Origin of the sequence: Bradyrhizobium sp. SZCCHNR1051, from assembly GCF_032489615.1 — a bacterium.
In the GTDB taxonomy this organism is placed as follows: domain Bacteria; phylum Pseudomonadota; class Alphaproteobacteria; order Rhizobiales; family Xanthobacteraceae; genus Bradyrhizobium.
In genome coordinates, this window is the sequence record NZ_JAUEYJ010000019.1 from 105,381 (window position 1) to 129,764 (window position 24,384).

Annotated in this window: 21 protein-coding genes; 8 read left to right on the forward strand and 13 right to left on the reverse strand. The window is 66.7% G+C overall.

Features of this window, described 5'->3' with window-relative positions; translation table 11 throughout:
- The first annotated feature begins 5 nt into the window (after positions 1-5).
- Positions 6-518 carry a DUF1465 family protein gene (locus QW868_RS23125; RefSeq protein WP_315713893.1) on the forward strand — a complete coding sequence of 171 codons (513 nt, stop codon included), beginning with the start codon at positions 6-8 and terminating at the stop codon, positions 516-518.
- A 156-nt stretch (positions 519-674) separates the two neighbouring features.
- Here the strand turns inward: QW868_RS23125 and rpmE are convergent, their stop codons facing one another.
- Positions 675-902: a 50S ribosomal protein L31 gene (gene rpmE, locus QW868_RS23130; protein ID WP_015664357.1), complete on the reverse strand. Its 228-nt coding sequence runs from the start codon at positions 900-902 to the stop codon at positions 675-677.
- A gap of 223 nt (positions 903-1,125) precedes the next feature.
- Here rpmE and QW868_RS23135 point away from each other — a divergent pair, with 223 nt between their 5' ends.
- Positions 1,126-2,982: an ABC transporter ATP-binding protein/permease gene (locus QW868_RS23135; protein ID WP_315813647.1), complete on the forward strand. Its 1,857-nt coding sequence runs from the start codon at positions 1,126-1,128 to the stop codon at positions 2,980-2,982.
- A gap of 146 nt (positions 2,983-3,128) precedes the next feature.
- Positions 3,129-3,329 (forward strand): hypothetical protein, encoded by a 201-nt coding sequence (locus QW868_RS23140; RefSeq protein WP_006614616.1) that lies wholly within the window; start codon positions 3,129-3,131, stop codon positions 3,327-3,329.
- A gap of 202 nt (positions 3,330-3,531) precedes the next feature.
- Here QW868_RS23140 and QW868_RS23145 read toward each other — a convergent pair whose 3' ends face one another.
- Genes QW868_RS23145 through QW868_RS23155 form a run of 3 tightly spaced genes read right to left on the reverse strand, consistent with a single transcriptional unit; the run spans position 3,532 to position 6,038 of the window.
- Positions 3,532-3,981, reverse strand: a complete 450-nt coding sequence (locus QW868_RS23145; protein WP_315813646.1) for a GNAT family N-acetyltransferase — start codon at positions 3,979-3,981, stop codon at positions 3,532-3,534.
- Positions 3,978-5,006, reverse strand: a complete 1,029-nt coding sequence (locus QW868_RS23150; protein ID WP_315753304.1) for a peptidoglycan -binding protein — start codon at positions 5,004-5,006, stop codon at positions 3,978-3,980. Before QW868_RS23150 ends, QW868_RS23145 begins: the two co-directional genes overlap by 4 nt.
- A gap of 42 nt (positions 5,007-5,048) precedes the next feature.
- Positions 5,049-6,038 (reverse strand): flagellar motor protein MotA, encoded by a 990-nt coding sequence (locus QW868_RS23155; RefSeq protein WP_315734443.1) that lies wholly within the window; start codon positions 6,036-6,038, stop codon positions 5,049-5,051.
- 182 nt (positions 6,039-6,220) lie between these two features.
- On the opposite strand from QW868_RS23155, the gene QW868_RS23160 reads away from it, so the two are divergent.
- The 5 genes from QW868_RS23160 to QW868_RS23180 all read left to right on the forward strand — a co-directional run bounded on the left by QW868_RS23160 (position 6,221) and on the right by QW868_RS23180 (position 13,490).
- Positions 6,221-7,033 carry a DUF1295 domain-containing protein gene (locus QW868_RS23160; RefSeq protein WP_316231593.1) on the forward strand — a complete coding sequence of 271 codons (813 nt, stop codon included), beginning with the start codon at positions 6,221-6,223 and terminating at the stop codon, positions 7,031-7,033.
- 12 nt (positions 7,034-7,045) lie between these two features.
- Positions 7,046-8,074, forward strand: a complete 1,029-nt coding sequence (locus QW868_RS23165; protein WP_316231594.1) for a cyclopropane-fatty-acyl-phospholipid synthase family protein — start codon at positions 7,046-7,048, stop codon at positions 8,072-8,074.
- Positions 8,075-8,355: 281 nt separating this feature from the next.
- Positions 8,356-9,552 (forward strand): efflux RND transporter periplasmic adaptor subunit, encoded by a 1,197-nt coding sequence (locus tag QW868_RS23170; RefSeq protein WP_316231595.1) that lies wholly within the window; start codon positions 8,356-8,358, stop codon positions 9,550-9,552.
- 5 nt (positions 9,553-9,557) lie between these two features.
- Positions 9,558-12,713 carry a multidrug efflux RND transporter permease subunit gene (locus tag QW868_RS23175; protein WP_316231596.1) on the forward strand — a complete coding sequence of 1,052 codons (3,156 nt, stop codon included), beginning with the start codon at positions 9,558-9,560 and terminating at the stop codon, positions 12,711-12,713.
- Positions 12,714-12,893: 180 nt separating this feature from the next.
- Positions 12,894-13,490 carry a hypothetical protein gene (locus QW868_RS23180; RefSeq protein ID WP_316231597.1) on the forward strand — a complete coding sequence of 199 codons (597 nt, stop codon included), beginning with the start codon at positions 12,894-12,896 and terminating at the stop codon, positions 13,488-13,490.
- A gap of 239 nt (positions 13,491-13,729) precedes the next feature.
- Here the strand turns inward: QW868_RS23180 and QW868_RS23185 are convergent, their stop codons facing one another.
- The 9 genes from QW868_RS23185 to tkt form a co-directional block, all read right to left on the reverse strand.
- Positions 13,730-14,521: an inositol monophosphatase family protein gene (locus QW868_RS23185; protein ID WP_315734428.1), complete on the reverse strand. Its 792-nt coding sequence runs from the start codon at positions 14,519-14,521 to the stop codon at positions 13,730-13,732.
- Positions 14,522-14,650: 129 nt separating this feature from the next.
- Positions 14,651-15,745, reverse strand: coding sequence for a tetratricopeptide repeat protein (locus QW868_RS23190; protein WP_315797028.1), 1,095 nt, complete (start codon positions 15,743-15,745; stop codon positions 14,651-14,653).
- A gap of 9 nt (positions 15,746-15,754) precedes the next feature.
- The gene (locus QW868_RS23195) at positions 15,755-16,432 is read right to left on the reverse strand and encodes a thiamine phosphate synthase (protein ID WP_315775421.1); all 678 of its coding nucleotides are present in this window, start codon (positions 16,430-16,432) and stop codon (positions 15,755-15,757) included.
- Complete coding sequence (locus QW868_RS23200) at positions 16,432-17,454, reverse strand: class I fructose-bisphosphate aldolase (RefSeq protein ID WP_316231598.1); 1,023 nt, start codon at positions 17,452-17,454, stop codon at positions 16,432-16,434. Before QW868_RS23200 ends, QW868_RS23195 begins: the two co-directional genes overlap by 1 nt.
- 446 nt (positions 17,455-17,900) lie before the next feature.
- The gene (gene fba / locus QW868_RS23205; protein ID WP_315771738.1) at positions 17,901-18,968 is read right to left on the reverse strand and encodes a class II fructose-bisphosphate aldolase; all 1,068 of its coding nucleotides are present in this window, start codon (positions 18,966-18,968) and stop codon (positions 17,901-17,903) included.
- A 501-nt stretch (positions 18,969-19,469) separates the two neighbouring features.
- Positions 19,470-20,660 carry a phosphoglycerate kinase gene (locus QW868_RS23210; RefSeq protein WP_316231599.1) on the reverse strand — a complete coding sequence of 397 codons (1,191 nt, stop codon included), beginning with the start codon at positions 20,658-20,660 and terminating at the stop codon, positions 19,470-19,472.
- A 27-nt stretch (positions 20,661-20,687) separates the two neighbouring features.
- Positions 20,688-20,831 carry a hypothetical protein gene (locus QW868_RS23215; RefSeq protein WP_315734412.1) on the reverse strand — a complete coding sequence of 48 codons (144 nt, stop codon included), beginning with the start codon at positions 20,829-20,831 and terminating at the stop codon, positions 20,688-20,690.
- 104 nt (positions 20,832-20,935) lie between these two features.
- Positions 20,936-21,943, reverse strand: a complete 1,008-nt coding sequence (gene gap / locus QW868_RS23220) for a type I glyceraldehyde-3-phosphate dehydrogenase (protein ID WP_315734410.1) — start codon at positions 21,941-21,943, stop codon at positions 20,936-20,938.
- Between the two features lie 213 nt (positions 21,944-22,156).
- Positions 22,157-24,142 carry a transketolase gene (gene tkt, locus QW868_RS23225; protein WP_316231600.1) on the reverse strand — a complete coding sequence of 662 codons (1,986 nt, stop codon included), beginning with the start codon at positions 24,140-24,142 and terminating at the stop codon, positions 22,157-22,159.
- Positions 24,143-24,384: the final 242 nt, after the last annotated feature.

Genomic DNA, 24,384 nt, shown 5'->3' on the forward strand with positions numbered 1-24,384 from the left:
TAACCATGTCGGACCGTTTGCTGGGCGATGGCGCTCTGGTTCAGTTCAACGAGCGGCTCACCAATTCTGCTGCATTCGGCGCGCTGTTCCGGGAAGGCATGGATCTGGTCGAGGAGACCGCCGCCTATCTCGATGGCGACGGCCGCAACGAGGCCAAGGCGCTCGACCGCGCCGTCAGCCTGACCTACGCGACCGAGAGCATGCGTCTCACCACCCGCCTGATGCAACTGGCGTCCTGGCTGCTCCTGCACCGCGCGGTGAAGGAGGGCGAGATGACCCTGAGCCAGGCCAACCGCGAGAAGACCAAGGTCAAGCTGACCGCTGCAGATCCCGGGCCGGATGATCTGCTGGAGAAGCTGCCGCAGCAGCTGCAGAGCCTGATCTCGCGCTCGATGAGCCTGCAGGTGCGGGTCCGCCGGCTCGACTCGACCATTCATTCCCCGCCGCCGGACCAGAGCGCGATCGGCAATCCGCTGGTGCCGCATCTCAACCGGCTGAAGGCCGCGTTCGAGCAGTAGGCCCCGGCATCGGGCGGCCCCGCCGGGCCGCTCCCCCAGCCGAAGGTCTCGTTGCGACCAGCCCAGAAACAAAAACGCCCCCGTCTCCGGGGGCGTTTTGCTGTGAGCTGTCCATCAGGCGCAGGCCAGGAAGGCCGGTACCGGGGCAAGAAGGCATCAATCCTTCTTGAGGAAGCCCTGGAACTTCTTCTGGAAGCGGGAGACGCGGCCGCCGCGATCCATCAACTGCTGGGTGCCGCCGGTCCAGGCCGGGTGCGACTTGGGGTCGATGTCGAGGTTGAGCTTGTCGCCCTCTTTGCCCCAGGTCGAGCGGGTCTGGTACTCGGTGCCATCGGTCATCACGACCGTAATCGTATGATAATTCGGGTGAATGTCGGCTTTCATGGCTGATCCTACGGCACGATGCGAAGACATGATGCGGCGCGGCCGCGCCTGATCCTGTCGTCACTGAAGGGGGACAATTGGCGGGCTCTATAGCCCAAGGTTCTGCCCAAAACAAGCCAAGGTCGCGGATGAACACCTTGGTACGTTTCCGGATTTGCCAAGCCCGGCCCGGCAGGCCTATCAGGACGGCAGATCGGTATTTGGAACAATTCTCAGGTGGCCCATGAGCGTAGTGGAACGGCTTGACGAGCGGCAGGGCGCTGCCCCAGGGCAGGATCCGGTCGGAGATGCCGTTGCGGCCGTCGAGGCATTGGCCGAGCCGGCAAGCCCTGTGCGGCGCTCGAAGCTGCGCCCGCTGCTGGCGCTGTCTCCCTATGTCCTGCGCTATCGCGGCCGCGCCCTCCTGGCGCTGATCGCGCTCACGGTCGCGGCGCTGACCACGCTGCTGGTCCCGATCGCGGTCCGCCGCATGATCGATTTCGGCTTCACGCCGAAAGGCATCGAACTGATCAACAGCTATTTCAGCGTCATGATCGCCGTGGTGGCGGTGCTCGCGCTGGCAAGCGCGGCCCGCTACTACCTCGTCATGACGATCGGCGAGCGCATCGTCGCCGATCTCCGGCGCGACGTGTTCGCGCATCTGATGTCGCTGTCGCCGTCGTTCTTCGATTCCGCGCGCTCCGGCGAGCTGGTGTCGCGGCTCACCGCCGACACCACCCAGATCAAATCGGCGGCGGGCGCCTCCGTGTCCATCGCGCTGCGCAATCTGCTGCTGTTCATCGGGGCCACCGCAATGATGGTGATCACGAGCCCGAAGCTGTCCGGCTTCGTGCTGCTGGCGATCCCGCTGATCGTGCTGCCGCTGGTGGCGTTCGGGCGCTGGGTCCGGCGGCTGTCGCGCAACGCCCAGGACACGCTCGCCGACGCCTCGGCCTATGCGTCCGAGCTGATCGGTTCGATCAGGACGGTGCAGGCCTATACCAGCGAGAGGCTCGCGGCGGCGCGCTTCGGCGGCGAGGTCGAGCAGGCCTATGAGGCGGCGCGGGTCTCGACCCAGGCGCGCGGCGTGCTCACCGCGATCATCATCTTCATCGTGTTCTCCAGCGTCGTCGCGATCCTCTGGGTCGGCTCGCACGACGTGCTGACCGGTGCGATCAGCGCCGGACGGCTCGGTCAGTTCGTGCTCTACGCGGCCTTCGCGGCCGCCGGGCTCGGCCAGCTCTCGGAGGTCTGGGGCGAAGTGTCGGCGGCGTCCGGCGCGGCCGAGCGGCTGTTCGAGCTGTTGCACGTGCAGCCGGAAATCACGGCGCCCGCGCAACCGCGCCCGATGCCGGAGCCGGCGCGTGGCGACCTCGGCTTCGAGCGGGTCAGCTTCGCCTATCCGGGTCGCCCAGACGTCTGCGTTCTCGACGATGTCTCGTTTGTGATCCGCGCCGGTGAGAAGGTCGCAATCGTCGGCCCCTCCGGCGCCGGCAAGAGCACGCTGTTCCATCTGCTTCTGCGCTTCTACGATCCCGCGTCCGGCTCGATCTCATTCGACGGTGTGCCGGTGCGCGCGGCTGACCCGCGCAAGATGCGCGAGCGCATCGCGCTGGTGCCGCAGGAATCCGTGGTGTTCGCCGCCAGTGCGCGTGAGAACATCCGCTTCGGCCGGCCCGAGGCGACCGACGCCGAGGTCGAGCGCGCCGCCGATCTCGCTCATGCCAGCGAATTCATCCGCCGCTTGCCGAACGGCTTCGACACCTCGCTCGGCGAGCGCGGCGTCACGCTCTCGGGCGGCCAGCGCCAGCGCATCGCCATCGCGCGCGCCATCCTGCGCGATGCGCCGCTGCTGCTGCTCGACGAGGCGACCTCGGCGCTCGACGCCGAGAGCGAGACGCTGGTACAGACTGCGCTCGAGGGGCTGATGAAGGACCGCACCACCCTGGTGATCGCGCATCGACTCGCCACGGTGCTGTCCTGCGACCGCATCCTGGTCATGGACCGCGGCCGCATCGTCGAGCAGGGCACCCACACGTCGCTGGTTGCGGCCAACGGTCTCTATGCGCGGCTGGCCCGGCTGCAGTTCGAGGGCGTGTAGTTCCTGCAACACCGTGGACGGCCGGCAACACCCTCGAATTCTCGTTCCCGACCCTGCAACCTTTCTCCCGCCTTGTACGTTCCCTGCCGGAACGGATGGCGCGCCGCTCGTAGCAGGCGTGCCTGGTCCTAACAGGAGCAACGGACATGCCTTATCGTCGTGGCAGTTTTGCCCTCACGCCGCCCTCCTTTGTGATCTTCGCAATCGCGCTGGTGCTCGCCCTCGTCGCGATGCTCGCGCACTACATGCACGCTTCGGTGCCGCTGCTGTCGGCCGCGCACGCCTTCGATGCGCTGGCGATTGCGTTCGTGGTGTTGACGATCGGCGTGCTGTTTCGCGGCGTGTAGTTGCTGATCGCTGCACCCTCGGTGTCGCCCCTGCGAACGCAGGGGCCCATAACCACAGACCGATGTTTGGCGCCCGAATGCCAGGGACACCCACTCGTCGCAAAACCTCTGCCGCGGCGTATGGGTCCCGGATCTGCCCTCGCTGCGCTCGGTCGTCCGGGACGACAGTGGTGGATATGGCCGCGATCCGGGGTGGCAGTGCCTAAGGCGTCCACGCCATCCGCAGCACCGGACGCCCTGAGGTCGGATTGACGTCCTCGCCGGCCTCCAGGAAGCCGTTGCGCTTGTAGAAGCTGATCGCGCGGGCGTTGTCCTTGTTCACCAGCAGCGTGATGCCGCCCGGAGAGCGCCGCTTGGCGGCGTCGACCAGCTGCGTGGCGAGCGGCGAGCCCCAGTGCCGGGGCGAGACCACGAGCTGATCGAGATAGCCCGACGCATCGATCGTGACAAAGCCGGCAAGTGCCCCCTCCGTCTCGGCGACGATCACGTCCGCCTTCGGCACCAGCTCATTTCGCCAGCGCTCACGCCACCATGGAACGCGCGCGGCAAAATCGATGGCGGGATAGGCGAGCTGCCACGTCTCCTGCCACAACGCGATCGCCGCGTCCTCGTCCTCGGCGCGATAGGGGCGCAGGGTGGAGGTCGACGTCACCGCTCCGTCAGCTTCAGCTCGATGCGCCGGTTGCGGCGGAAGGCCTCCTCGGTATTCGCGGGGTCGAGCGGCTGGAATTCGGCGAAGCCGGCCGCGACCAGGCGCTGCGCAGGGACGCCGAGCGAGATCAGATACTGCACCACCGAGATGGCGCGCGCCGAGGACAATTCCCAGTTCGACTTGAACACCGGGCTGTTGATCGGACGAACGTCGGTGTGGCCATCGACCCGCAGCACCCAGGAGATCTCGGCGGGGATCTGCTTGTCGAGATCGACCAGCGCCGTCGCCACCGAGTTCAGCTCCTGCTGGCCCTCAGGCAGCAGGGTGGCTTGCCCCGTGTCGAAGAACACCTCGGACTGGAACACGAAGCGGTCGCCGACGACGCGAATGTCGGGACGGTTGCCGAGGATGGCGCGCAGCCGGCCGAAGAACTCCGAGCGGTACCGGGTCAGCTCCTGCACCCGCTGTGCCAGCGCGACGTTGAGGCGCGAGCCGAGATCGGCGATGCGGCTCTGCGATTCCTTGTCGCGCTTCTCCGAGGCATCGAGCGCATCCTCGAGCGCGGCGAGCTGGCGGCGCAGTGCGCTGATCTGCTGGTTGAGCACCTCGATCTGGGCCAGCGCCCGCGCCGTGACCTGCTTCTCGGAGTCGAGCGCCCGGTTGAGCTCGTTGGCGCGGCCGGCGGCATTGCTGCCGGCATTGGCGAGCCCGTCATAGAGACCCTTGACGCGGTCGCGCTCGGCTTCGGCGCTTGCGAGCCCGGCGCGCAGTTGCGCGACCTGGTCATCCAGCGAGAGCTTGCCGAGCTTCTCCAGGGACAGCATCTCGTTGAGCTGTGCGATCTTGGCGTTGAGCTGCTCCAGCGCCTTGTCCTTGCCGGTGACCTCCTGCGACAGGAAGAACTGCACCACCAGGAACACGGTCAGCAGGAACACGATCGACAGCACCAGCGTCGACAGCGCATCGACGAAGCCCGGCCAGTAGTTGAGGCCGGAATCTCCACGGCGGGTACGGGCAAGCGCCATTCAGCGTCTCCTAGTTCGTCTTCGGCCGGCCGGTGGGGCAGCTCAACTCTTCTCCGTCTGCCGCGCGAGCCGCTCCAACAGCCGCTTGATCTCGCGGTTCTGCTCGCCCTGGCCGTCGGCCCATTCGCGGATCATCTGCTGCTCGGTGCGCATGTGCCCGACCAGCCCCTGGATCGCCTCGGCGAGGTTGGCCATCGCCGCGGTGGCGCCGCGGTTCGAGCCGTCCTCCATGGCGGTGCGCAGCCGCTCGATGGCGACCGAGAGATCGGCCCCGGTATCGCCCGTCCCGCCATATTCGCGCACGGTGCCCGCGAGCCAGTCTTCCAGGTCGGTATAGAAGCGGTTCTGCGCCTGGCTCGACTGCAGGTCGAGGAAGCCGAGGATCAGCGAGCCGGCAAGGCCGAACAGCGAGGACGAGAATGAGATGCCCATGCCGCCCAGCGGCGCGGCAAGGCCGCCCTTCAGCGTGTCGAACAGCGCCCCGGCGTCGCCACCGACCTTGAGGCCCTCGATCACCTTGCCGACCGAGCCGACCGTCTCGATCAGGCCCCAGAACGTGCCGAGCAGGCCGAGGAACACCAGCAGGCCGGTCATGTAGCGCGAGATGTCGCGGGCCTCGTCAAGCCGGGTGGCGATCGAGTCGAGCAGATGGCGCATGGTCTGCTGTGAGATCGACATCCGCCCCGAGCGCTCGCGGCCGAGGATGGCGGCCATCGGCGCCAGCAGGACCGGGTGACGAGGCACCGCCAGGCCGGGATCGGCGATGCGGAAATTGTTGACCCAGGACACTTCGGGATAGAGCCGGACCACCTGTCGGAACGACAGGATGACGCCGATCAGCAGCACCGCCCCGATCAGGGCGTTGAGGCCGGGATTGGCGAAGAACGCCATGATGATCTGCTTGTAGAGCACGACGCCGACCAGCGCGCACAGCACCAGGAAGACCAGCATCCGCACCAGGAAGATCCGGGGCGAGGACAATTTGGTCATTTCGACGTCCATCGCGGAGCGGGAAGGGGAGCCTTGAGGCATTGTCGATGACATCCGTTGCGGGGACCGGTCCCTAAAATCCACTATGGCACAGCAGCAGCGGGAAAAAAGCCGCGATCGGCGCAATCCCCGTCCCCTGCGCGGAACTATGGCTGAAACCGGCGGGCACCCGCGGCGTAGTTAGTCCCGTGGCTCATATCTAGCGGGAACGCCCTGGCTTTGTCATGACCGTCGTTGAATATCTGCAAGCGCTCCTGGCGATGGCCGCGGCGATGTCGGTGCTGATGGGGCTCGCCTGGGTCGTGCAGCAGCGCAGCGGCAACTCCGGCTGGGTCGACACGATCTGGACATTTTCCGTCGGGCTGGTCGGCGCCGTCGGCGCGATCTGGTCCGCCGGCGGCGCGGCCCCCAACGCGCGGCAGTGGCTGGTCGCGGTGCTGGTGGCGATCTGGTCGCTGCGGCTCGGCGGCCATGTCGCGGCACGCAGCCGCGGCATGTCAGACGACCCGCGCTATGCGGAGTTTGCCCGGCAATGGGGCGCGGCCGCACCGCGGCGCATGTTCCTGTTCCTGCAGCAGCAGGCCTGGGGCTCGATCCCGCTGGTGTTCGCGATGTTCGTCGCGGCCCATGCGCCGGCCGCCGAGCTGCGTCTGCAGGACTATCTCGGCATCTTCGTGCTGTTCGCAGGCATCGCCGGCGAGGGACTGGCCGATGCCCAGCTCAAGGCGTTCCGCGCCGATCCCGCCAACAAGGGCAAGGTGTGCGACGTCGGCCTGTGGCGCTGGTCGCGCCATCCCAACTATTTCTTCGAGTGGATGTGCTGGCTGTCCTATCCGGTCATCGCGCTGTCGTTCGACCATCCGTGGGGCTTCGCCAGCCTGCTCGCGCCGTTGTTCATGTACTGGATCCTGGTCCACGTCACCGGCATCCCGCCGCTGGAGCAGCAGATGCTGCGCTCGCGCGGCGATCGCTACCGGGCCTATCAGGCGCGCACCAGCGCGTTCTTTCCCCTGCCGCCAAATCCTTTGACGAAGTAACGGAGCCACCGCATGAGCTTCATCTCGACCATCATCGGCGCCGCCGAGCGTGTGCCGCTGCCCGACGCCGTCATCCGCTCGGCGATCTCCGAATTGTGCGCACGCACCGCGGCGCGGCTGGGCGGGGCCGATGCAATGGGTGATGCAGAGTTCGCCCGCGTGCTGACGACGCGCCCCATCGCCGAGCATACCGACGCGGCGAACAGCCAGCACTACGAGGTGCCGGCGGCGTTCTTCGCCCGCGTGCTCGGGCCGAACCGCAAATATTCCTGCTGCTTCTACAAGGAGCCGGTCTCCACCCTGCAGGAGGCGGAGGAGGAGGCGCTGCGCCAGACCGTCGCCAATGCCGATCTGCAGGACGGCCAGAGCGTTCTCGAGCTCGGCTGCGGCTGGGGCTCGCTGTCGCTGTTCATGGCCCGGCAGTTCCCGCATGCGAAGATCACGGCGGTGTCCAACTCGCACTCGCAGCGCCGCGCGATCGAGGAGATGGCGGCCGCGCGCGGCCTGCTCAATTTGCGGGTCGTCACCGCCGACATGAACGGGTTCGCTCCCGACGCGCGGTTTGATCGCATCGTCTCGGTGGAGATGTTCGAGCACATGATGAACTGGCGCGAGCTGCTGTCGCGGGTCAGATCATGGCTCGCGCCGGACGGCCGCCTGTTCATGCACATCTTCACCCACCGCACCGGATCCTACCTGTTCGACCGCAACGATCGCGAGGACTGGATTGCGCAGCACTTCTTCACCGGCGGCATCATGCCGAGCCACACCTTGATCCGGCAGTACGCGGATCTGTTCGCGGTCGAGAAGGAATGGTGCTGGAGCGGCACGCATTATCAGCGCACGGCACGGGACTGGCTCGCCAATTTCGATGCCGACTACAACCGCATCCTGCAGGTGCTGCAGCCCGTCTATGGCGACGACACGGCGCTGTGGATGCGCCGCTGGCGCTGGTTCTTCCTCGCCACCGCGGGTCTGTTCGGGCACGACGAAGGCCGTGAATGGGGCGTCAGTCACTACCGCCTGCGGCCGGCGAACTAATTTGTTCGCTGCGGCGGGATGCCGCAGCTCCGAAGGAGATTCGCGTTTCGCTGTGCGGATTCTGCGGGGAACCTGCTGCCACAAAGCACTCACAATTAGGTGAGTCCAAAAAAATCTTGATCTATCAGTCACGTAGTTCGTGTGACATCAAGCCGCCCGGGTTCCGCGTTGCGTCGCAGCAGCTCTTTTCTATGTTGCAGGCAAGGCGAGCGCCAGAATGGCGCCATGACTGGGCCATCCGGTCGACCGGTTTTCATCATCATCGAGGGGCTCCTCCACCCATGTTTCGTTTTCGCGCGTCGCTGGTCAGCAGTGCATTGATGCTCGCGGCCGCCGCGCCGCTGCTGGCCGGCTGTAACGACCCCATCCAGGCTCAGGCCTCCGCCAATGAGCAGATCGTCATCCCCGACGTCGGCATCGTGACCGTCGAGCAGAAGGCGCGAGCGATCGTGCGCGAGCTGCCCGGCCGCATCGCGCCGACGCGCGTCTCCGACGTCCGTCCGCGCGTCTCGGGCATCATCGTCGAGCGGCTGTTCCGCCAGGGCAGCGAGGTCAAGGCGGGCGATCCGCTCTATCGCATCGATCCGAAGCCGTTCGAGGTGGAGATCCTGTCGAGCCGGGCGGCGCTGGCCAAGGCCGAGGCGGTGCATGAGCGCGCGGTGCAGCAGGCGCGCCGCATCGCCCTGCTGTTCAAGGAGCGCGCTGCGCCCGAGGTCGAGCAGGAGAAGGCGGTCGCGAGCGAGCGCGAAGCCGCGGCCGACATCGAGGCCCGCAAGGCCGATCTCGCGCGCGCCCAGCTCAATCTCGACTATGCGACCGTGCGCGCGCCGATCGACGGCATCGTCGGCGCGGCCCAGGTCAGCGAGGGCGCCATCGCGGTCCAGAACGAGACCTCGCTGGTCACGATCCAGCAGCTCGATCCGATCTATGCCGACTTCACCCAGTCGGTGAGCGAGCTCAACCGCCTGCGCCGGGCGTTCGAGTCGGGCGACCTCGACCAGATCTCGCCCGACGCGATCAAGGTCCGTCTCGTGCTCGACGACGGCACGCCGTATTCGATCCCGGGCAAGCTCTTGTTCTCCGACGCCAAGGTCGATGCCGCCACCGGTCAGGTCACGCTGCGCGGCGAGTTCGCCAATCCGAAGCGCGAGCTCCTGCCGGGCATGTATGTCCGCGTCCGCATCGAGCAGGGCATCGACAGCGACTCCGTCGGCGTGCCGCAGCAGGCGGTGCAGCGCAACGCGGCCGGGGGGGCCGAGGTCTACGTCATCCGCGACGACAACCGCGCGATCGCCAGGCCGGTCCGCATCGGTCCGACCCAGGATGGCCTGGTGCTGATCACCGACGGTCTGCGCGCCGGCGACAAGGTTGTGGTCGACGGCTTCCAGAAGTTCGCCGCCGGCGACAGGGTCGCGCCGCAGGTCTGGACCGAGGTCAGCGCCGCGACGCAGCTCGAATCGAAGTCGGCGACGCGGTAAGTCGCATGCCGAGCTTCTTCATCGACCGGCCTATCTTCGCCTGGGTCGTCGCGCTGTTCATCTGCCTGATCGGCGCGATCGCGATTCCGCTGCTGGCGGTGGCGCAATATCCGATCATCGCGCCGCCCTCGATCTCGATCTCGACGAGCTATCCCGGCGCATCGCCGGAGAACCTCTACAACAGCGTGACGCGGCTCATCGAGGAGGAGCTCAACGGCGCTTCCGGCATTCTCAATTTCGAATCCACCAGCGATTCGCTAGGCCAGGTCGAGATCACCGCGAACTTCGTGCCGGGCACGTCGACCAACGACGCCTCGGTCGAGGTGCAGAACCGCCTCAAGCGTGTCGAGGCGCGGCTGCCGCGCGCCGTCATCCAGCAGGGCATCCTGGTCGAGGAAGCCTCCGCCGCGGTGCTGCAGATCATCACGCTGCAGTCGACCGACGGCAGCCTCGACGAGGTCGGCCTCGGCGACTTCATGATCCGCAACGTGCTCGGCGAAATCCGGCGCATTCCCGGCGTCGGCCGCGCCACGCTGTATTCGACCGAGCGCTCGCTGCGCGTCTGGCTCGATCCGGCCAAGCTGGTCGGCTACGGCCTCACCGCCGACGACGTCACCAAGGCGATCGGCGCGCAGAACGCGCAGGTCGCCTCGGGCAGCATCGGCGCCGAGCCCGCGACGACCTCGCAGCGCACCTCGGCGCTGGTGCTGGTCAAGGGCCAGCTCGATTCGCCCGACGAGTTCGGATCGATCATCCTGCGCGCCAATGCCGACGGCTCGACGGTCCGGCTGCGCGACGTCGCCCGCATCGAGATCGGGGGCCTGAGCTATCAGTTCAACACCCGCCTCAACGGCAAGCCGACCGCGGGTCTCTCGGTGCTGCTGTCGCCGACCGGCAATGCGCTGGCGACCGCGAGCGCGGTCGAGGCCAAGATGAAGGAGCTGTCGCGCTTCTTCCCGTCCAACATCAGCTATGAAATCCCCTACGACATCACGCCGGTCGTCAAAGCCTCGATCAAGCGGGTGCTGATGACCCTGGTCGAAGCCGTCGTGCTGGTGTTCGTGGTGATGTTCCTGTTCCTGCAGAACATCCGCTACACCATCATCCCGACCATCGTCGTCCCCGTGGCGCTGCTCGGCACCTGCGCGACGCTGATGCTGGTCGGCTACTCCATCAACATGCTGACGATGTTCGGCATGGTGCTCGCGGTCGGCATCCTCGTCGACGACGCCATCGTCGTGGTCGAGAACGTCGAGCGCATCATGACCGAGGAGGGGCTGTCGCCGAAGGAGGCGACGCGCAAGGCGATGGGCCAGATCACCGGCGCCATCATCGGCATCACCCTGGTGCTGATGGCGGTGTTCGTGCCGATGGCATTCTTCCCCGGCTCGGTCGGCATCATCTACCGGCAGTTCTCGGTCACCATGGTCGCCGCGATCGGCTTCTCGGCGCTGCTGGCGCTGTCGCTGACTCCGGCGCTGTGCGCGACCCTGCTGAAGCCCGTCGCGGCCGGCCACGGCCATGCGAAGAAGGGCGTGTTCGGCCGGTTCAACCGCTTCATGGACAACAGCCGCAACCGCTACGCCGGCGTGGTCGGCGGTGCGCTGAAGCGCACCGGACGGTTGATGCTGATCTATGCGATCTTCCTGGTCGGGTTGACCTTCGCCTTCATCCGGCTGCCGGGCGGCTTCCTGCCGGTCGATGACCAGGGCTTCATCACCACCGACGTGCAGACACCGGCGGACTCCTCCTACGCGCGGACGCAGGCCGCGGTGGAGGCGGTCGAGAAGTATCTCGCCAAGCGCGAAGGGATCGAGAACGTCACCTTCCTGACCGGCTTCAGCTATGCCGGCCAGGGCGTCAACACCGCCCAGGCCTTCATCTCGCTGAAGGACTGGTCGGAGCGCAGCAAGCGTGACGGCGCCGCGGCGCTGGTCGCCGACATCAACCGCGATCTCGCCGGCTTGCGCGACGCCAAGATCACGGCGCTGCAGCCGCCGCCGATCGACAATCTCGGCAACTCCTCGGGCTTCAGCTTCCGCCTGCAGGACCGCGGCCAGAAGGGCTACGCCGCGCTGACCGCGGCCGCAGATCAGCTGATCGCGGAGGCCAATGCCAGCCCCGTGCTGCAGAAGGTCTATGTCGAAGGCCTGCCGCCGGGACCCCAGGTCAATCTGATGATCGACCGCGAGAAGGCCGGCGCCTTCGGCGTCACCTTCGAGGACATCAACAACACGATCTCGACCAATCTCGGCTCGACTTACGTGAACGACTTCCCCAACCGCGGCCGCATGCAGCGCGTCGTGGTGCAGGCCGATCGCATCAGCCGCATGAACGCAGACGATATCCTCAACTACAGCGTCAAGAACGCCAAGGGGCAGCTGGTGCCGTTCTCGTCGTTCGCGACGATCCAATGGGCCAAGGGACCGAGCCAGATCGCCGGCTTCAACTACTATCCGGCGATCCGCATCTCCGGCGAGGCTAAGCCGGGCTACACCTCGGGCGATGCCCTCAAGGAGATGGAGCGGCTCGCCGGCAAGCTGCCGCGCGGCTTCGGCTATGAATGGACCGGACAGTCGCTGCAGGAGAAGCTGTCGGGCTCGCAGGCGCCGCTGCTGCTGGGCCTGTCGGCCCTGGTGGTGTTCCTGTGCCTGGCCGCGCTCTACGAAAGCTGGACGATCCCGCTCGCGGTGCTCTTGACCGTGCCGCTCGGCATCCTCGGCGCCGTCGTCGCCGCCAATCTGCGCGGCCTGTCCAACGACGTGTACTTCACGGTGGCGCTGATCACCATCATCGGACTCGCCGCCAAGGACGCGATCCTGATCATCGAGTTCGCCAAGGACCTGCGCGCCCACGGCAAGCCGCTGGTCGCGGCGACGATCGAGGCCTGCTCCTTGCGCTTCCGCCCGATCATCATGACCGGCCTCGCCTTCGTCTGCGGCGTGCTGCCGATGTCGATGGCGACGGGCGCCGGCGGCGCGAGCCAGCAGGCGCTCGGCACCAACGTGATGGGCGGCATGATCGCGGTGGTGATCCTGGCGCTGCTGATGGTGCCGGTGTTCTTCGTCTCGGTGCAGCGCGTGCTCGCAGGCGATCGGGAGAAGACGGAGCCGGTGGCGGAGCGTGAGGCCTATGGGCCACCGGCGCCGGCGAAGTCGTAGGCGATCATGAATGGTCTGTCCGGAGGATTGTGCCGACATCCTGCCGCGCGGCCGGTCTGCTCCCCTCCCCGCAAGGGGGAGGGGAGCGCACCGGCTTCGCGGCCGCGCTCGAAATCCCCTCTCTGTCTGGAGTTCGCCACTCTCCGCGTGTATGATCCGCCGACGTGAAGCGGTAACGGCATGTCGATGTTCCCACGCAAATTGGCTTTCGCGTTTCTGCTGGCTGGCCTCTGCCTCGGCGCTCCCGGGGCTCACGCCCAGTCTGGCCCCGTGAAATACTGGCTGCCGGGCTGGCCGGTCGGCTTCAGCGATGCCGGCAGCCTCGACTCCTACGGCAACTTTCCGAGCTTCACGACGAACGGCAGCGACAGCGGCTTCTTCTCGCGGCGCTACAGCGTGACGAACAATTGGGCGGCGCTTTCGGGAGTCGGCCTGAGCTCGAACATCGTCAATCGCTACGGCTCGCTCGGCTCGTACACGACCGAAGGCGCGCAATACGGCTACACCTTCAAGAGCGGCGTCAGTGTCTACGGCGGCTTCGACACGCTGAAATACAATCCCGGCCTCGGCGGCCCGTTCGCGACGTTCGATTCGCGCTCCACCTCGACTCCGGCCTACGCCATCAATGGCGGCGTCGAGTTCAAGCCGACGTCCAATGTCAGCCTGTCGCTCGGCTTCAGCTACGCCGGCCAGTCGTCCGACCGCGTCGACAGCGACATCAACTCGCCGGCGCTGCCAGGTGCTACGCCCCAGGCGTTCACCAGCGGGCGGCGGTAGAGCCCGGCAACCAAACGACACCCTCGGTGTCGTCCCGGACAAGCGCGCGGTACGCGCGCGCCGATCCGGGACCCATACCCCCAGGGAGAGGTTTGAGGCACACTGGTCGACCAGTCTTGCTCAGGCACGAGAGCCGGTGGCTGGGGTCCCGGCTCAAGGCCGGGACGGACACCATGTGTGAGGCCAGAGCTCGCGCCAGGCCCGCAGAGTGCAGACTGAGACCCGATCGTAGGCTCGAACTACGCCGCCGCCTTCAGCACCTTCACCAGCTCGCGGTGAATGACCTCGTTGCCGCACACGACGTGGCCGGTGGCCAGCGCGTCCTCCTTGCCGTCGATACCGGAAACGGTGCCACCGGCCTCACGCACCATGATCAAGCCGGCGGCGATGTCCCAGGGTTGCAGATCGCGCTCCCAATAGGCGTCGAAGCGCCCCGCCGCGACGAAGGCGAGGTCGAGCGAGGCGGCGCCGAAGCGGCGGAGACCGGCGACCTTGACCTGCAGCGAGGTCATCTCGCGCAGGAACAGCTGGTGGTCGCCGCGGCCGATATGCGGCAGGCCGCAGGCGATGACGCATTCGTGGAGCTGGCGCCGTGCGGCGACGCGCAGCCGCTGGTCGTTGAGGAACGCGCCCTTGCCACGCTCGGCGATGTAGAGCTCGTCATTGGCGGGATTGTAGATCACACCGGCGATCACGGTGTCCTCGCGCTGAAGCGCGATCGAGATCGCGAATTGCGGGATGCCGTGCAGGAAATTGGTGGTGCCGTCGAGCGGGTCGACGATCCAGGTGTGCGACTTGTCGCTGCCTTCCCGCTTGCCGCCTTCCTCGCCGATGAAGCCGTAGCCGGGACGGGCCTTGGAGAGATCCTCGTACAGCATCTCCTCGGCCTTCTTGTCGGCGCGCGAGACGAAGTTCGCTGGCCCCTTCAGCGACACCTGCAGGTGCTCGATCTCGCCGAGATCGCGCTTGAGGTTGCGGCCCGCGCGGCGCGCGGCCTTGACCATGACGTTGATGAGGGCGGAATGGATCATGAGCTCGATGCGCTGGGCTGACCGCACCTTGCGGTGCGCGCCTTCCCCGGAAGCGGACGAAGGCGGGTGAAATGGCTGGCTGTGGGTGCCCTGCCGGGGCCGCCGCGTCAAGGCCGGATCAGCGGCCGATCACTTGATGGTGCCCAGCCAGCGCTTGGCGGCCTGCTCGCCCTTGGCACGGTCCTCGGGGGGCATGTCGGCGAATTTCTCGTCGAGCTTGGGATCGCCCTTGCCGGCCGTCTTGGCCACCAGGTGCCATTTGTAGGCCTCGACCTTGTCCATCTGGGTGGCGATTCCATACAGCAGCACCCATGCCAGCCGGTTCTGGGCGACCGGGCTGTTCTGCCGCGCGGCCCGGCGCAGCAGCGCGATGGCCGCGGGCTGGTCCTTCGGCACGCCGGTGCCGTTGAACAGCGCGATGGCGTATTCGACCTCGGCGTCGACATTGTCGGCGATCGCGGCGGCCTGCAGCAGGCGGGCGGCCTTCTCCGGGTCCTGCGGGACGCCGGTGCCCGATTTGTAGAACGTCGCCAGCGCATATTGCGCCTCGGGACTGCCGGCGTCGGCCGCCATGCGCAGCAGTTCGGCCGAGCGCTTGAGGTCCTGCGGCAGGGTCTGGCCGTCGAGATAGAGCAAAGCGAGATTGTAGGCAGCCTTGGGCTCGCCGAGCTTGGCGGCGGAAGCGAGCAGCTTCACCGCCTCTGGCTTGTCGATCGGGCCGCCGCGCCCGGCCAGCCGCATCATCGCCAGCGCGAACATCGCCTCGCGGTCGCCGGCCTCGGCGGCGCGCTTGTACCAGGTCGCCGCCTTGTCGTAGTCGCGGCGGATGCCCATGGCGTTTTCGTAGAGCTGGCCGAGCATCGCCATGGCCTTGGGATCGCCGGCCTGGGCGCGCGGCGACGCCAGATCGAACGCGGTCTTGTACTGGCCGCGCTGATAGGCGCCGTAGACCAGGTCGACATTGGGATCATTGGCGGCGGGCTGCGGCGTCGTGGCCGGTGCAGGAGCCGCCGGCTTGCCGGAGGGGGAAGGGGCCGGCTTCTTTGCCGCGGGCGGTGCCGGCGGCCTGGGCTTCTCAGCCGCCTTCTCCGCCGGCCGTTCGATCGGCTTGGGCTTTTCCGTCGGCGGCTGCAGAGCCGGCGGCGTCAACGAGATCTGCGCGGCCGCGCCCGTCATCGCCATGGCGAGCGCAGCAACAACACATGTCAGGCGCAGGATCGTCATCGGCCCCGTTCAGCTCTGTCCCGGCGCGTCGGCCGGCGCGGCCGCATATGCGCTCCGGATCGCGGTGCTGACCTCTGCAAGCGCCGCGGCGGGACCGCGGGCGTCGTTCCAGACGAGGTCGTCGACCAGCACGAAATCGGCTCCGGCCGCGACGAAGTCGGTGGCTTCCTTGAGCGAGATCGCATAGCCGACGCAGGGCGGCTCGAACAGCTCCGCCCACCAGGCGAGGCGCTCGTTGACGGCATCCGGCGAGGGCCGCCGTCCCTGCGCATCGCGCTCGCCGAACAGCACATAGTCGGCGCCGAGTTCGCCCGCACGCATCGAATCATGGCGTGTCGACAGGCCGCCGCCGCCGGCGATGCGGTCCGGCTTCAGCCCAGGCAGCGCCTCCTCCAGCGCCGCGACGCCGGTCAGATGCGCGCCATCGGCGCCGGCGCGGGCCACGATGTCGGGATGGCCGTCGATCAGCAGCGCCGCACCGGCGCCCTGGATCGCCGGCGCCAGCGTCTTGACCGCCGTGATCATGCTGCGCGGATCGCTGTCCTTCAGCCGCACCAGCACCGCCGCGACATCTGCGTTGGCGAGGATCGCCGGCAGGTCGGCGGCAAGCGCCGCCGCATCGGTCACGACCGGCGTTGCCAGATAGAGGCGCGGTGCGGGCCGCGCGGAAGTCGTCTTGCCGGACACTATGCGGCCTCTTTCTCGAGCGCTGCGGTCCACTGGCCGCGGCTTGCAAGCGCGTTCATGCGGGCGCGGTGGGTGAAGGCCCGCTGGCCGGCGGGGACGTTCGCCGCCTTGCCGGCCCATGCCTGTTGCGGCGCCGCCTGCAGCGCGCGGCCATAGGAGAAGGTCAGCCTCCAGGGCAGCGGCCCGAGCCGGTTCATCGCGTCGAGATGCGCGGTGGCACTCTCGTCCGATTGTCCGCCGGACAGGAAGGCGATGCCGGGCACCGCCGCGGGCACGCATTCCTTCAGCAATTGGACGGTCCTTTCGGCGACCTCCTGCACCCCGGCCTGGTCCGGCGACTGCTTGCCGGGCACCGCCATGTTGGGCTTCAGGATCATGCCCTCCAACGCGACGCGCTGGATGCGTAATTCACGAAACACCTCGTTCAGGACGCGGCGCGTGACGTCGAAGCAGCGACCGATGTCATGATCGCCGTCCATCAGCACCTCCGGTTCGACAATCGGCACGATGTTCGCGGCCTGGCACAGGGCGGCATAGCGGCCGAGCGCATGCGCGTTGACATGGATCGCTGTCATCGAAGGGATATTGTCCTTGTCGATATCGATCACGGCCCGCCATTTGGCGAAGCGCGCACCCAGCGCGTAGTACGTCGCCAGCCGATCCGCAAGCCTGTCGACGCCGACCGTGACCCGCTCGCCGGGGCAGCCGGGTAGCGGCTGCGTTCCCTCATCGACCTTGATGCCCGGAATGCCGCCGGCCGCCTCGATCAGCTTCACCAGCGGGGTGCCGTCGGCGGCGTTCTGGCGGACGGTTTCGTCATAGAGGATGACGCCGGAGATGAACGACATGCCTGCGCTGCGAAACAGCATCTCGCGATAGTCGCGGCGGTTCTGTTCGGTCGATTCGACCTTGATGGCATCGAAGCGCTTCTTGATCGTCCCGGTCGATTCATCGGCGGCGAGGATGCCCTTGCCCGGCGTGACCATGGCAAGGGCCGTGCTGTTCAGTGCGGAGAGGTTCATGCTTGGCTCCAGACGCACCTGCCCTGCCCATCAAAATAGACGGTTCTCGGGCGGATGCCGAGCAAACATTGGCCGCAGCCAAGGCAGGCTCTCGCAGAGGTGAAGGAGAGATTGCTGATCAGACGACCTGTCGCGTCAAAGGCAGCCGACTCCCCTCCCCCTTGCGGGGAGGGGTTGGGGGTGGGGGTCCACGCGCGCTGAATTCAGTGAGTTGCGTCTACAATCGTCCCTCGTCAATCGCTATGGGGGGGCGCGCGGTCAGGCCTTCGCTGTGTCGCTCATAACTGCAAGATCGCCGACACGTGCTCTCGAGCCCATCACTGATAGGATCACTCGGAGACCCCCACCCCCGACCCCTCCCCGCAAGGGGGAGGGGAGCTCACTGCCGTCGCGGTGACCACCGAGGTCTAGCAAGCTCAGCGGGCCGAGGGGCTGTAAACGCCGGCTCACGCCACCTTCGGATCGAGCTCGCCCTTGGCGTAGCGCTTGGCCATCTCGGCGGTCGTCAGCACGCGCTTGATCTTGGAAGCCTGGCCGGCGGTGTTGAACTCCTGCAGGCGCTGCTTGCACAGCTTGGCCATCGCCTCCATCGCCGGCTTCAGGTACTTGCGCGGATCGAACTCTTCCGGGTGCTCCGAGAGCACCTTGCGGATCTGGCCGGTCATCGCCATGCGGTTGTCGGTGTCGATGTTGATCTTGCGCACGCCGTTCTTGATGCCGCGCTGGATTTCGCTGACCGGCACGCCCCAGGTCGGCTTCATCTTACCGCCGAAGGAATTGATGATCTCCTGAAGGTCCTGCGGCACCGACGATGAGCCGTGCATCACCAGATGCGTGTTCGGCAGCTTGCGGTGGATCTCCTCGATCACGTTCATGGCGAGGATGTCGCCGTCCGGCTTGCGCGTGAACTTGTAGGCGCCATGCGAGGTGCCCATCGCGATCGCGAGCGCGTCGACCTTGGTCTCACGCACGAACTTCACCGCCTCGTCGGGATTGGTCAGCAGCTGATCGTGCGACAGCTTGCCCTCGGCGCCGTGGCCATCCTCCTTGTCGCCCATGCCGGTCTCGAGCGAGCCGAGCACGCCGAGCTCGCCCTCGACCGAGATGCCGCCGAGATGCGCCATGTTGGTGACGGCCTTGGTCACCCCGACATTGTAGTCCCAGTCGCCGGGGGTCTTGCCGTCGGCCTTCAGCGAGCCGTCCATCATGACGGAGGTGAAGCCGGCCTGGATCGCGGTCATGCAGGTCGCGGGCTCGTTGCCATGGTCGAGATGCACGCAGACCGGAATGTGCGGATAGATCTCGGTGACCGCGTCCATCATGTGCTTGAGCATCACGTCGTTGGCGTAGGAGCGGGCGCCGCGCGAGGCCTGGATGATGACGGGCGCGTCGACCGCATTGGCCGCCTCCATGATCGCCAGCGCCTGCTCCATGTTGTTGATGTTGAAGGCCGGGACGCCGTAGTCATTTTCCGCCGCGTGGTCGAGCAATTGACGCAACGTGATACGAGCCATGGCTGGAACTCCCTGAGATTAAGGATTGGACCGTGCGGCGGCTGACGCACGCGTCGAAACTGCTGCACCGTGCATAACGCGGTGGTGGGCGGATTCCAAGGGCAGTGGCGACGCAGCCCGGAGGAGGAGGCGATCAGGATATGTCTAGGGTTAGCGCGTAGGGCTGGCGCCTTGCCGGTAGCTCAACGATGGGAGATCAGGTCTTCCTGGCTTCAAGAGCAGCGATGCGCTCCTCGACCTCGGTGACACGCTCGTCGAAGTCACTGGCGGCCGCGCGCATCATCACCAGCATGGCCGGCAGAGTCCCGACGCTGCTTGCGGATCAAGGCTTCCATGCGCTCGTGCTCGGTTCGATTATCCAGCCTGAACTGTCCGACCTCTGTCCGGAGCGCAGCAATGCTCTCCTGGATCTTGATCAGGATCGAATGGACAGCGTTTGTCGGAGTCTCGACCATGGATGGAACATAACAGAAACATCCATGGCCGACAAGGTCCGAGAAATCAGATCTTCAGCACCTCGACGCCCGGCAGTGGCTTGCCTTCCATCCACTCCAGGAAGGCGCCACCGGCGGTCGAGACATAGCTGAAGTCCGAGGCAACTCCGGCCTGATTGAGCGCGGCGACGGTATCGCCGCCGCCGGCCACCGAGACCAGCTTCTTGGCCTTGGTGCGTTCGGCGGCATGCTTCGCGGCGACCATGGTGCCGCGGTCGAACGGCGTCAGCTCGAAGGCGCCGAGCGGACCGTTCCAGACCAGCGTCGCCGCATCGTCGATCGCGGCATGGATGCGCGCGGTCGATTGCGGGCCGACGTCGAGAATCATGCTGTCCGGCGGGATCGCGTCGAGCCCATAGGCGAAGGACGGCGAGTTCGCCGCGAAGTGATAGGAGACGGTGGCATCCACCGGCAGGATGATGGCGCAGTTCGAGGCTTCCGCCTTCTCCATGATCCGAAGAGCGGTGGCGGCGAGATCCTTCTCGGCCAGCGACTTGCCGATCTGCACGCCCTGGGCATGCAGGAAGGTATTGGCCATGCCGCCGCCGATCACCAGCGCATCGACCTTGGTGACGAGGTTTTCCAATAGGTCGATCTTGGTCGAGACCTTGGCGCCGCCGACGACCGCGATCACGGGCTTGGCCGGCCGTCCCAGCGCCTTGTCGAGCGCGTCGAGCTCGGCCTGCATGGTGCGGCCGGCATAGGCCGGCAGCTTGTGGCCGAGGCCCTCGGTCGAGGCATGGGCGCGGTGCGCTGCGGAGAAGGCGTCGTTGACCCAGATGTCGCCGAGCTTGGCGAGCTCGGCGACGAAGGCCGGATCGTTCTTCTCTTCCTCCTTGTGGAAGCGCGTGTTCTCCAGGCACAGCACGTCGCCGTCCTTCATGGCGGCAATGGCGCTCGCGGCCGGCGCGCCGATGCAGTCATCGGCAAAGGCGACCGGGCGCTTGATCACCGCGGACAAAGCGGCGGCGACCGGCTTCAGCGACTCCTTCGGATCACGCCCCTTGGGCCGGCCGAAATGGGCGAGCAGGATGACCTTGCCGCCCTTGGTCGCGATCTCATTGATGGTCGGCGCGACGCGCTCCAGGCGCGTGGCATCGGTGACGTGACCATTCTCCATGGGCACGTTGAGGTCGACGCGCAGCAGCACGCGCTTGCCTTTGACGTCGACGTCGTCGAGGGTGCGGAATTGTTTCATTGAAGCCACCGTAAAACGAGGGACTAATCAGTGGTGATTATATCCGTCGGTGTTTTCCGGCGGATTGCCTTCCTGCTTCGCCGTCACCCGCATGCCTTGGCGGAAGCCATAAGCGATCAGGCCGATCAACAACATCGCACCGGGGATACCGAGCCAGTTGGGAAGGGTCATGACGCTTCCTCAGTCGTCATTCCGGGGCGGTCCGCGGGACCGCACCCGGAACTCGAGATTCCGGGGGCTTCTCTGCGAGGCGCCCCGGAATGACTGGCAGATGGTTACAGCAGCTTGCCCATCGCCACGGCGGTGTCGGCCATGCGGTTGGAGAAGCCCCACTCGTTGTCGTACCAGGACATCACGCGCACGAGGTTGCCGTTCATGACCTTGGTCTGGTCCATGTGGAACGTCGAGGAGTGCGGATCGTGGTTGAAGTCGATCGAGACGTTTGGCGCGGTGGTGTAGCCGAGAATGCCCTTCAGCTCCTGCTCGCTGGCGCGCTTCATCGCCTCGTTGATCTCCTTCGGATCGGTGTTACGCTTGGCGACGATCTTGAGATCCACCACCGACACGTTCGGCGTCGGCACCCGGATCGCGACGCCGTCGAGCTTGCCCTTGAGCTCGGGCAGCACTAGGCCGATCGCCTTGGCCGCACCGGTCGAGGTCGGGATCATCGACATCGCCGCCGCGCGGCCGCGATAGAGATCCTTGTGCATGGTGTCCAGCGTCGGCTGGTCGCCGGTGTAGGCGTGGATCGTGGTCATGAAGCCGGTCTCGATGCCGACCGTGTCGTTCAAGACCTTGGCGATCGGGGCCAGGCAGTTGGTGGTGCAGGAGCCGTTGGAGACGACGAGGTGCTCCTTGGTCAGCGCGGTGTGGTTGACGCCGTAGACGATGGTGGCGTCGGCGCCGTCGGCCGGCGCGGAGACCAGCACGCGCTTGGCGCCGGCGGTCAGGTGTGCTGAGGCCTTGTCCTTGGAGGTGAAGATGCCGGTGCATTCCAGCGCGATGTCGACGCCGAGATCCTTCCAGGGCAGCTTCGACGGATCACGCTCGGCCGTCACCTTGATCTTGCCGTTGCCGATGTCGATGCTGTCACCGTCGACGGTCACGGTGTGGGGGAAGCGGCCGTGTACGCTGTCGAAGCGCAGCAGATGGGCATTGGTCTCGACCGGGCCGAGATCGTTGATGCCGACCACCACGATGTCCTTGCGGCCCGATTCCGCGATGGCACGCAGAACGTTGCGGCCGATGCGGCCAAACCCGTTGATCCCGACCCGGACTGCCATTTTCGTCTCCTTCAATGACGTTTCTCATCCCCGTCGGCAGCCTTCTCACGGGCCCCACGAGGGTTTTGGAACTGTTGCCGCCCGGTTCTGCCGGGCGGGAGCGGACGATATGGTCCTTTCGTAGTCCTTTTTTTGCGATCGCTCAACCGTCGCGAATCACGTTCGTGCGGCGCTCCTGATTTGGTGAACCGCCGCGCAGGATCGAGCGGGCCTTTACCCCAGCCGCTGTACGGCCGCCGCGACAGCCGCCTCGGCGGTGATGCCGAAATGCTTGTAGAGCTCCTTGGCCGGGCCGCTTTCGCCGAACGAATGCATGCCGATGAAGATGCCGTCCTGGCCGATGACCGCGTCCCAGCCCCAGCGCACTGCGGCTTCGACGGCGATCTTGACCGGCGCGTTGCCGACGATCTTTGCCCTGGTCTCGGCCGGCTGCTCCAGCAGCAGCTCCAGCGACGGCACCGAGACGACGCGGGCTGGGATGCCACGCTCAGCGAGCTGCTTCTGCGCGGCCACCGCGATCTCGACCTCGGAGCCGGTCGCGAACAGCGACACCTTGGCCTCGCCTTGCGCGGCGACGAGCTCGTAGCCGCCCCGGCTGCACGGATTATCCGACGGCGCTGAGGTGCGCAGCTGCGGCAGGTTCTGCCGCGTCAGCGCCAGCACGGTCGGACCGTTGGTGCGGTTCAGCGCCAGCTCCCAGCATTCGGCGGTCTCGACCGCATCGCACGGCCGGAACACCCGCATGTTGGGGATCGCGCGCAGCGCGGCCAGATGCTCGACCGGCTGGTGCGTCGGGCCGTCCTCGCCGAGGCCGATCGAATCATGCGTCAGCACGTAGACGACGCCGGCGCCCATCAGCGCCGACAGCCTGATAGCGCCGCGCGCATAGTCCGAGAACACCAGGAAGGTGGCGCCGTTGGGCGCGAAGCCGCCATGCAGGAAGATGCCGTTCATGCAGGCGGCCATGCCGTGCTCACGGATGCCGTAATGGATGAAGCGCCCCTTCGGCGTCTTGGCCGAGAACGAGACAGCCGACTTCGCCTTGTTGTTGTTGGAGCCGGTGAGGTCGGCCGAGCCGGCCACGAACTCGAACGGCATTGCGGCTGCGATCACCTCGATCGCGGCCTCCGACGATTTGCGGGTGGCGACGTTGAGCGGGGTCTCCAGCAGCGCCTTCTTGTGGTCCTTCAGCGCCTTCGCCAGCGCCGCGGGCCGCTCGTGGCGCAGCCGGCGCTCGAACTCGGCGCGCTTGCGCGGGCCCATCTCGCCAAGCCGGGTCTCCCATTCGCCGCGCGCAGCCGCGCCGCGGCGGCCGGCCTCGCGCCAGGCGGCGAGCACGTCGTCGGGCACCGAGAACGGCTCCTGCGAAATGCCGAGCTTCTCCTTGGCGCCCTTCAGCTCCTCTGCCCCGAGCGCCTCGCCATGCACCTTGGAGGTCCCGGCCTTGGTCGGCGCGCCGTAGCCGATGGTGGTCTTGCAGGCGATCAGCGACGGCTTTGACGACTTCTGCGCCCGCGCGATCGCGGCCGCAATCGCCTCGGGATCATGGCCGTCGATCAGCTCGGCGGCCCAGCCGCACGCCTTGAAGCGCTTCACCTGGTCGACCGAGTCGGCAATCGACAGCGGGCCGTCGATCGAGATGCCGTTGTCGTCCCACAGCACGATCAGCTTGTTGAGCTTCCAGTGCCCGGCCATCGCGATCGCTTCCTGGGAGATGCCCTCCATCAGGTCGCCGTCGGACGCCAGCACATAGGTGTGGTGGTCGACGATCTTCTTGCCGTATTCGGCCTGCAGCATCTTCTCGGCCAGCGCCATGCCGACCGCCGTGGAGATGCCCTGGCCGAGCGGGCCGGTGGTGGTCTCGATCCCCTTGGTGCGGAAATTCTCCGGGTGGCCCGGCGTCAGCGAATCGACTTGGCGGAAGCGCTTGATCTGGTCGAGCGTCATCTCCTCGTTGCCGGTGAGATACAACAACGCATAGAGCAGCATCGAGCCGTGGCCGGCGGAGAGCACGAAGCGGTCGCGGTCCGGCCAAGCGGGCGCTGCGGCATCGTATTTCAGCACGCGGGTGAACAGCACGGTGGCGACGTCCGCCGCGCCCATCGGCAGGCCCGGATGGCCCGATTTGGCCTTCTCGACGGCGTCCATTGCGAGCCCGCGGATGGCGTTGGCCATGCGGGAATGATCGACCTGCGTCATGCTGGAATCCGTCCAAACGTGAAATGCTGATGACAGGAGCGCCGCCGGTATTGCTGGCGGGCCGGGATTTTGCGGGCTGATTAGCACCTCGGTTCCGGGAATCAAAGGTTCTGCAACGCCGGGAACCTCCCAAAAGTTGCTTAGTAGTGCATAGTTTCGGCCGAGCGTTGCGCTTGGCTCGCCCAGCACGTAAGATTTTGCCCGTAACCGCTTGCCGGACAGCGCTTTTGTCGCATCCCGCT

Bases quoted from the DNA above. Each gene is read 5' to 3' on its own strand.
- QW868_RS23125 (WP_315713893.1), top strand. From the start codon at position 6: ATGTCGGACCGTTTGCTGGGCGATGGCGCTCTGGTTCAGTTCAACGAG.
- rpmE (WP_015664357.1), bottom strand. From the start codon at position 902: ATGAAAGCCGACATTCACCCGAATTATCATACGATTACGGTCGTGATG.
- QW868_RS23135 (WP_315813647.1), top strand. From the start codon at position 1,126: ATGAGCGTAGTGGAACGGCTTGACGAGCGGCAGGGCGCTGCCCCAGGG.
- QW868_RS23140 (WP_006614616.1), top strand. From the start codon at position 3,129: ATGCCTTATCGTCGTGGCAGTTTTGCCCTCACGCCGCCCTCCTTTGTG.
- QW868_RS23150 (WP_315753304.1), bottom strand. From the start codon at position 5,006: ATGGCGCTTGCCCGTACCCGCCGTGGAGATTCCGGCCTCAACTACTGG.
- QW868_RS23155 (WP_315734443.1), bottom strand. From the start codon at position 6,038: ATGCCTCAAGGCTCCCCTTCCCGCTCCGCGATGGACGTCGAAATGACC.
- QW868_RS23160 (WP_316231593.1), top strand. From the start codon at position 6,221: ATGACCGTCGTTGAATATCTGCAAGCGCTCCTGGCGATGGCCGCGGCG.
- QW868_RS23165 (WP_316231594.1), top strand. From the start codon at position 7,046: ATGAGCTTCATCTCGACCATCATCGGCGCCGCCGAGCGTGTGCCGCTG.
- QW868_RS23170 (WP_316231595.1), top strand. From the start codon at position 8,356: ATGTTTCGTTTTCGCGCGTCGCTGGTCAGCAGTGCATTGATGCTCGCG.
- QW868_RS23175 (WP_316231596.1), top strand. From the start codon at position 9,558: ATGCCGAGCTTCTTCATCGACCGGCCTATCTTCGCCTGGGTCGTCGCG.
- QW868_RS23180 (WP_316231597.1), top strand. From the start codon at position 12,894: ATGTCGATGTTCCCACGCAAATTGGCTTTCGCGTTTCTGCTGGCTGGC.
- QW868_RS23185 (WP_315734428.1), bottom strand. From the start codon at position 14,521: ATGATCCATTCCGCCCTCATCAACGTCATGGTCAAGGCCGCGCGCCGC.
- QW868_RS23190 (WP_315797028.1), bottom strand. From the start codon at position 15,745: ATGACGATCCTGCGCCTGACATGTGTTGTTGCTGCGCTCGCCATGGCG.
- QW868_RS23200 (WP_316231598.1), bottom strand. From the start codon at position 17,454: ATGAACCTCTCCGCACTGAACAGCACGGCCCTTGCCATGGTCACGCCG.
- fba (WP_315771738.1), bottom strand. From the start codon at position 18,968: ATGGCTCGTATCACGTTGCGTCAATTGCTCGACCACGCGGCGGAAAAT.
- QW868_RS23210 (WP_316231599.1), bottom strand. From the start codon at position 20,660: ATGAAACAATTCCGCACCCTCGACGACGTCGACGTCAAAGGCAAGCGC.
- QW868_RS23215 (WP_315734412.1), bottom strand. From the start codon at position 20,831: ATGACCCTTCCCAACTGGCTCGGTATCCCCGGTGCGATGTTGTTGATC.
- gap (WP_315734410.1), bottom strand. From the start codon at position 21,943: ATGGCAGTCCGGGTCGGGATCAACGGGTTTGGCCGCATCGGCCGCAAC.
- tkt (WP_316231600.1), bottom strand. From the start codon at position 24,142: ATGACGCAGGTCGATCATTCCCGCATGGCCAACGCCATCCGCGGGCTC.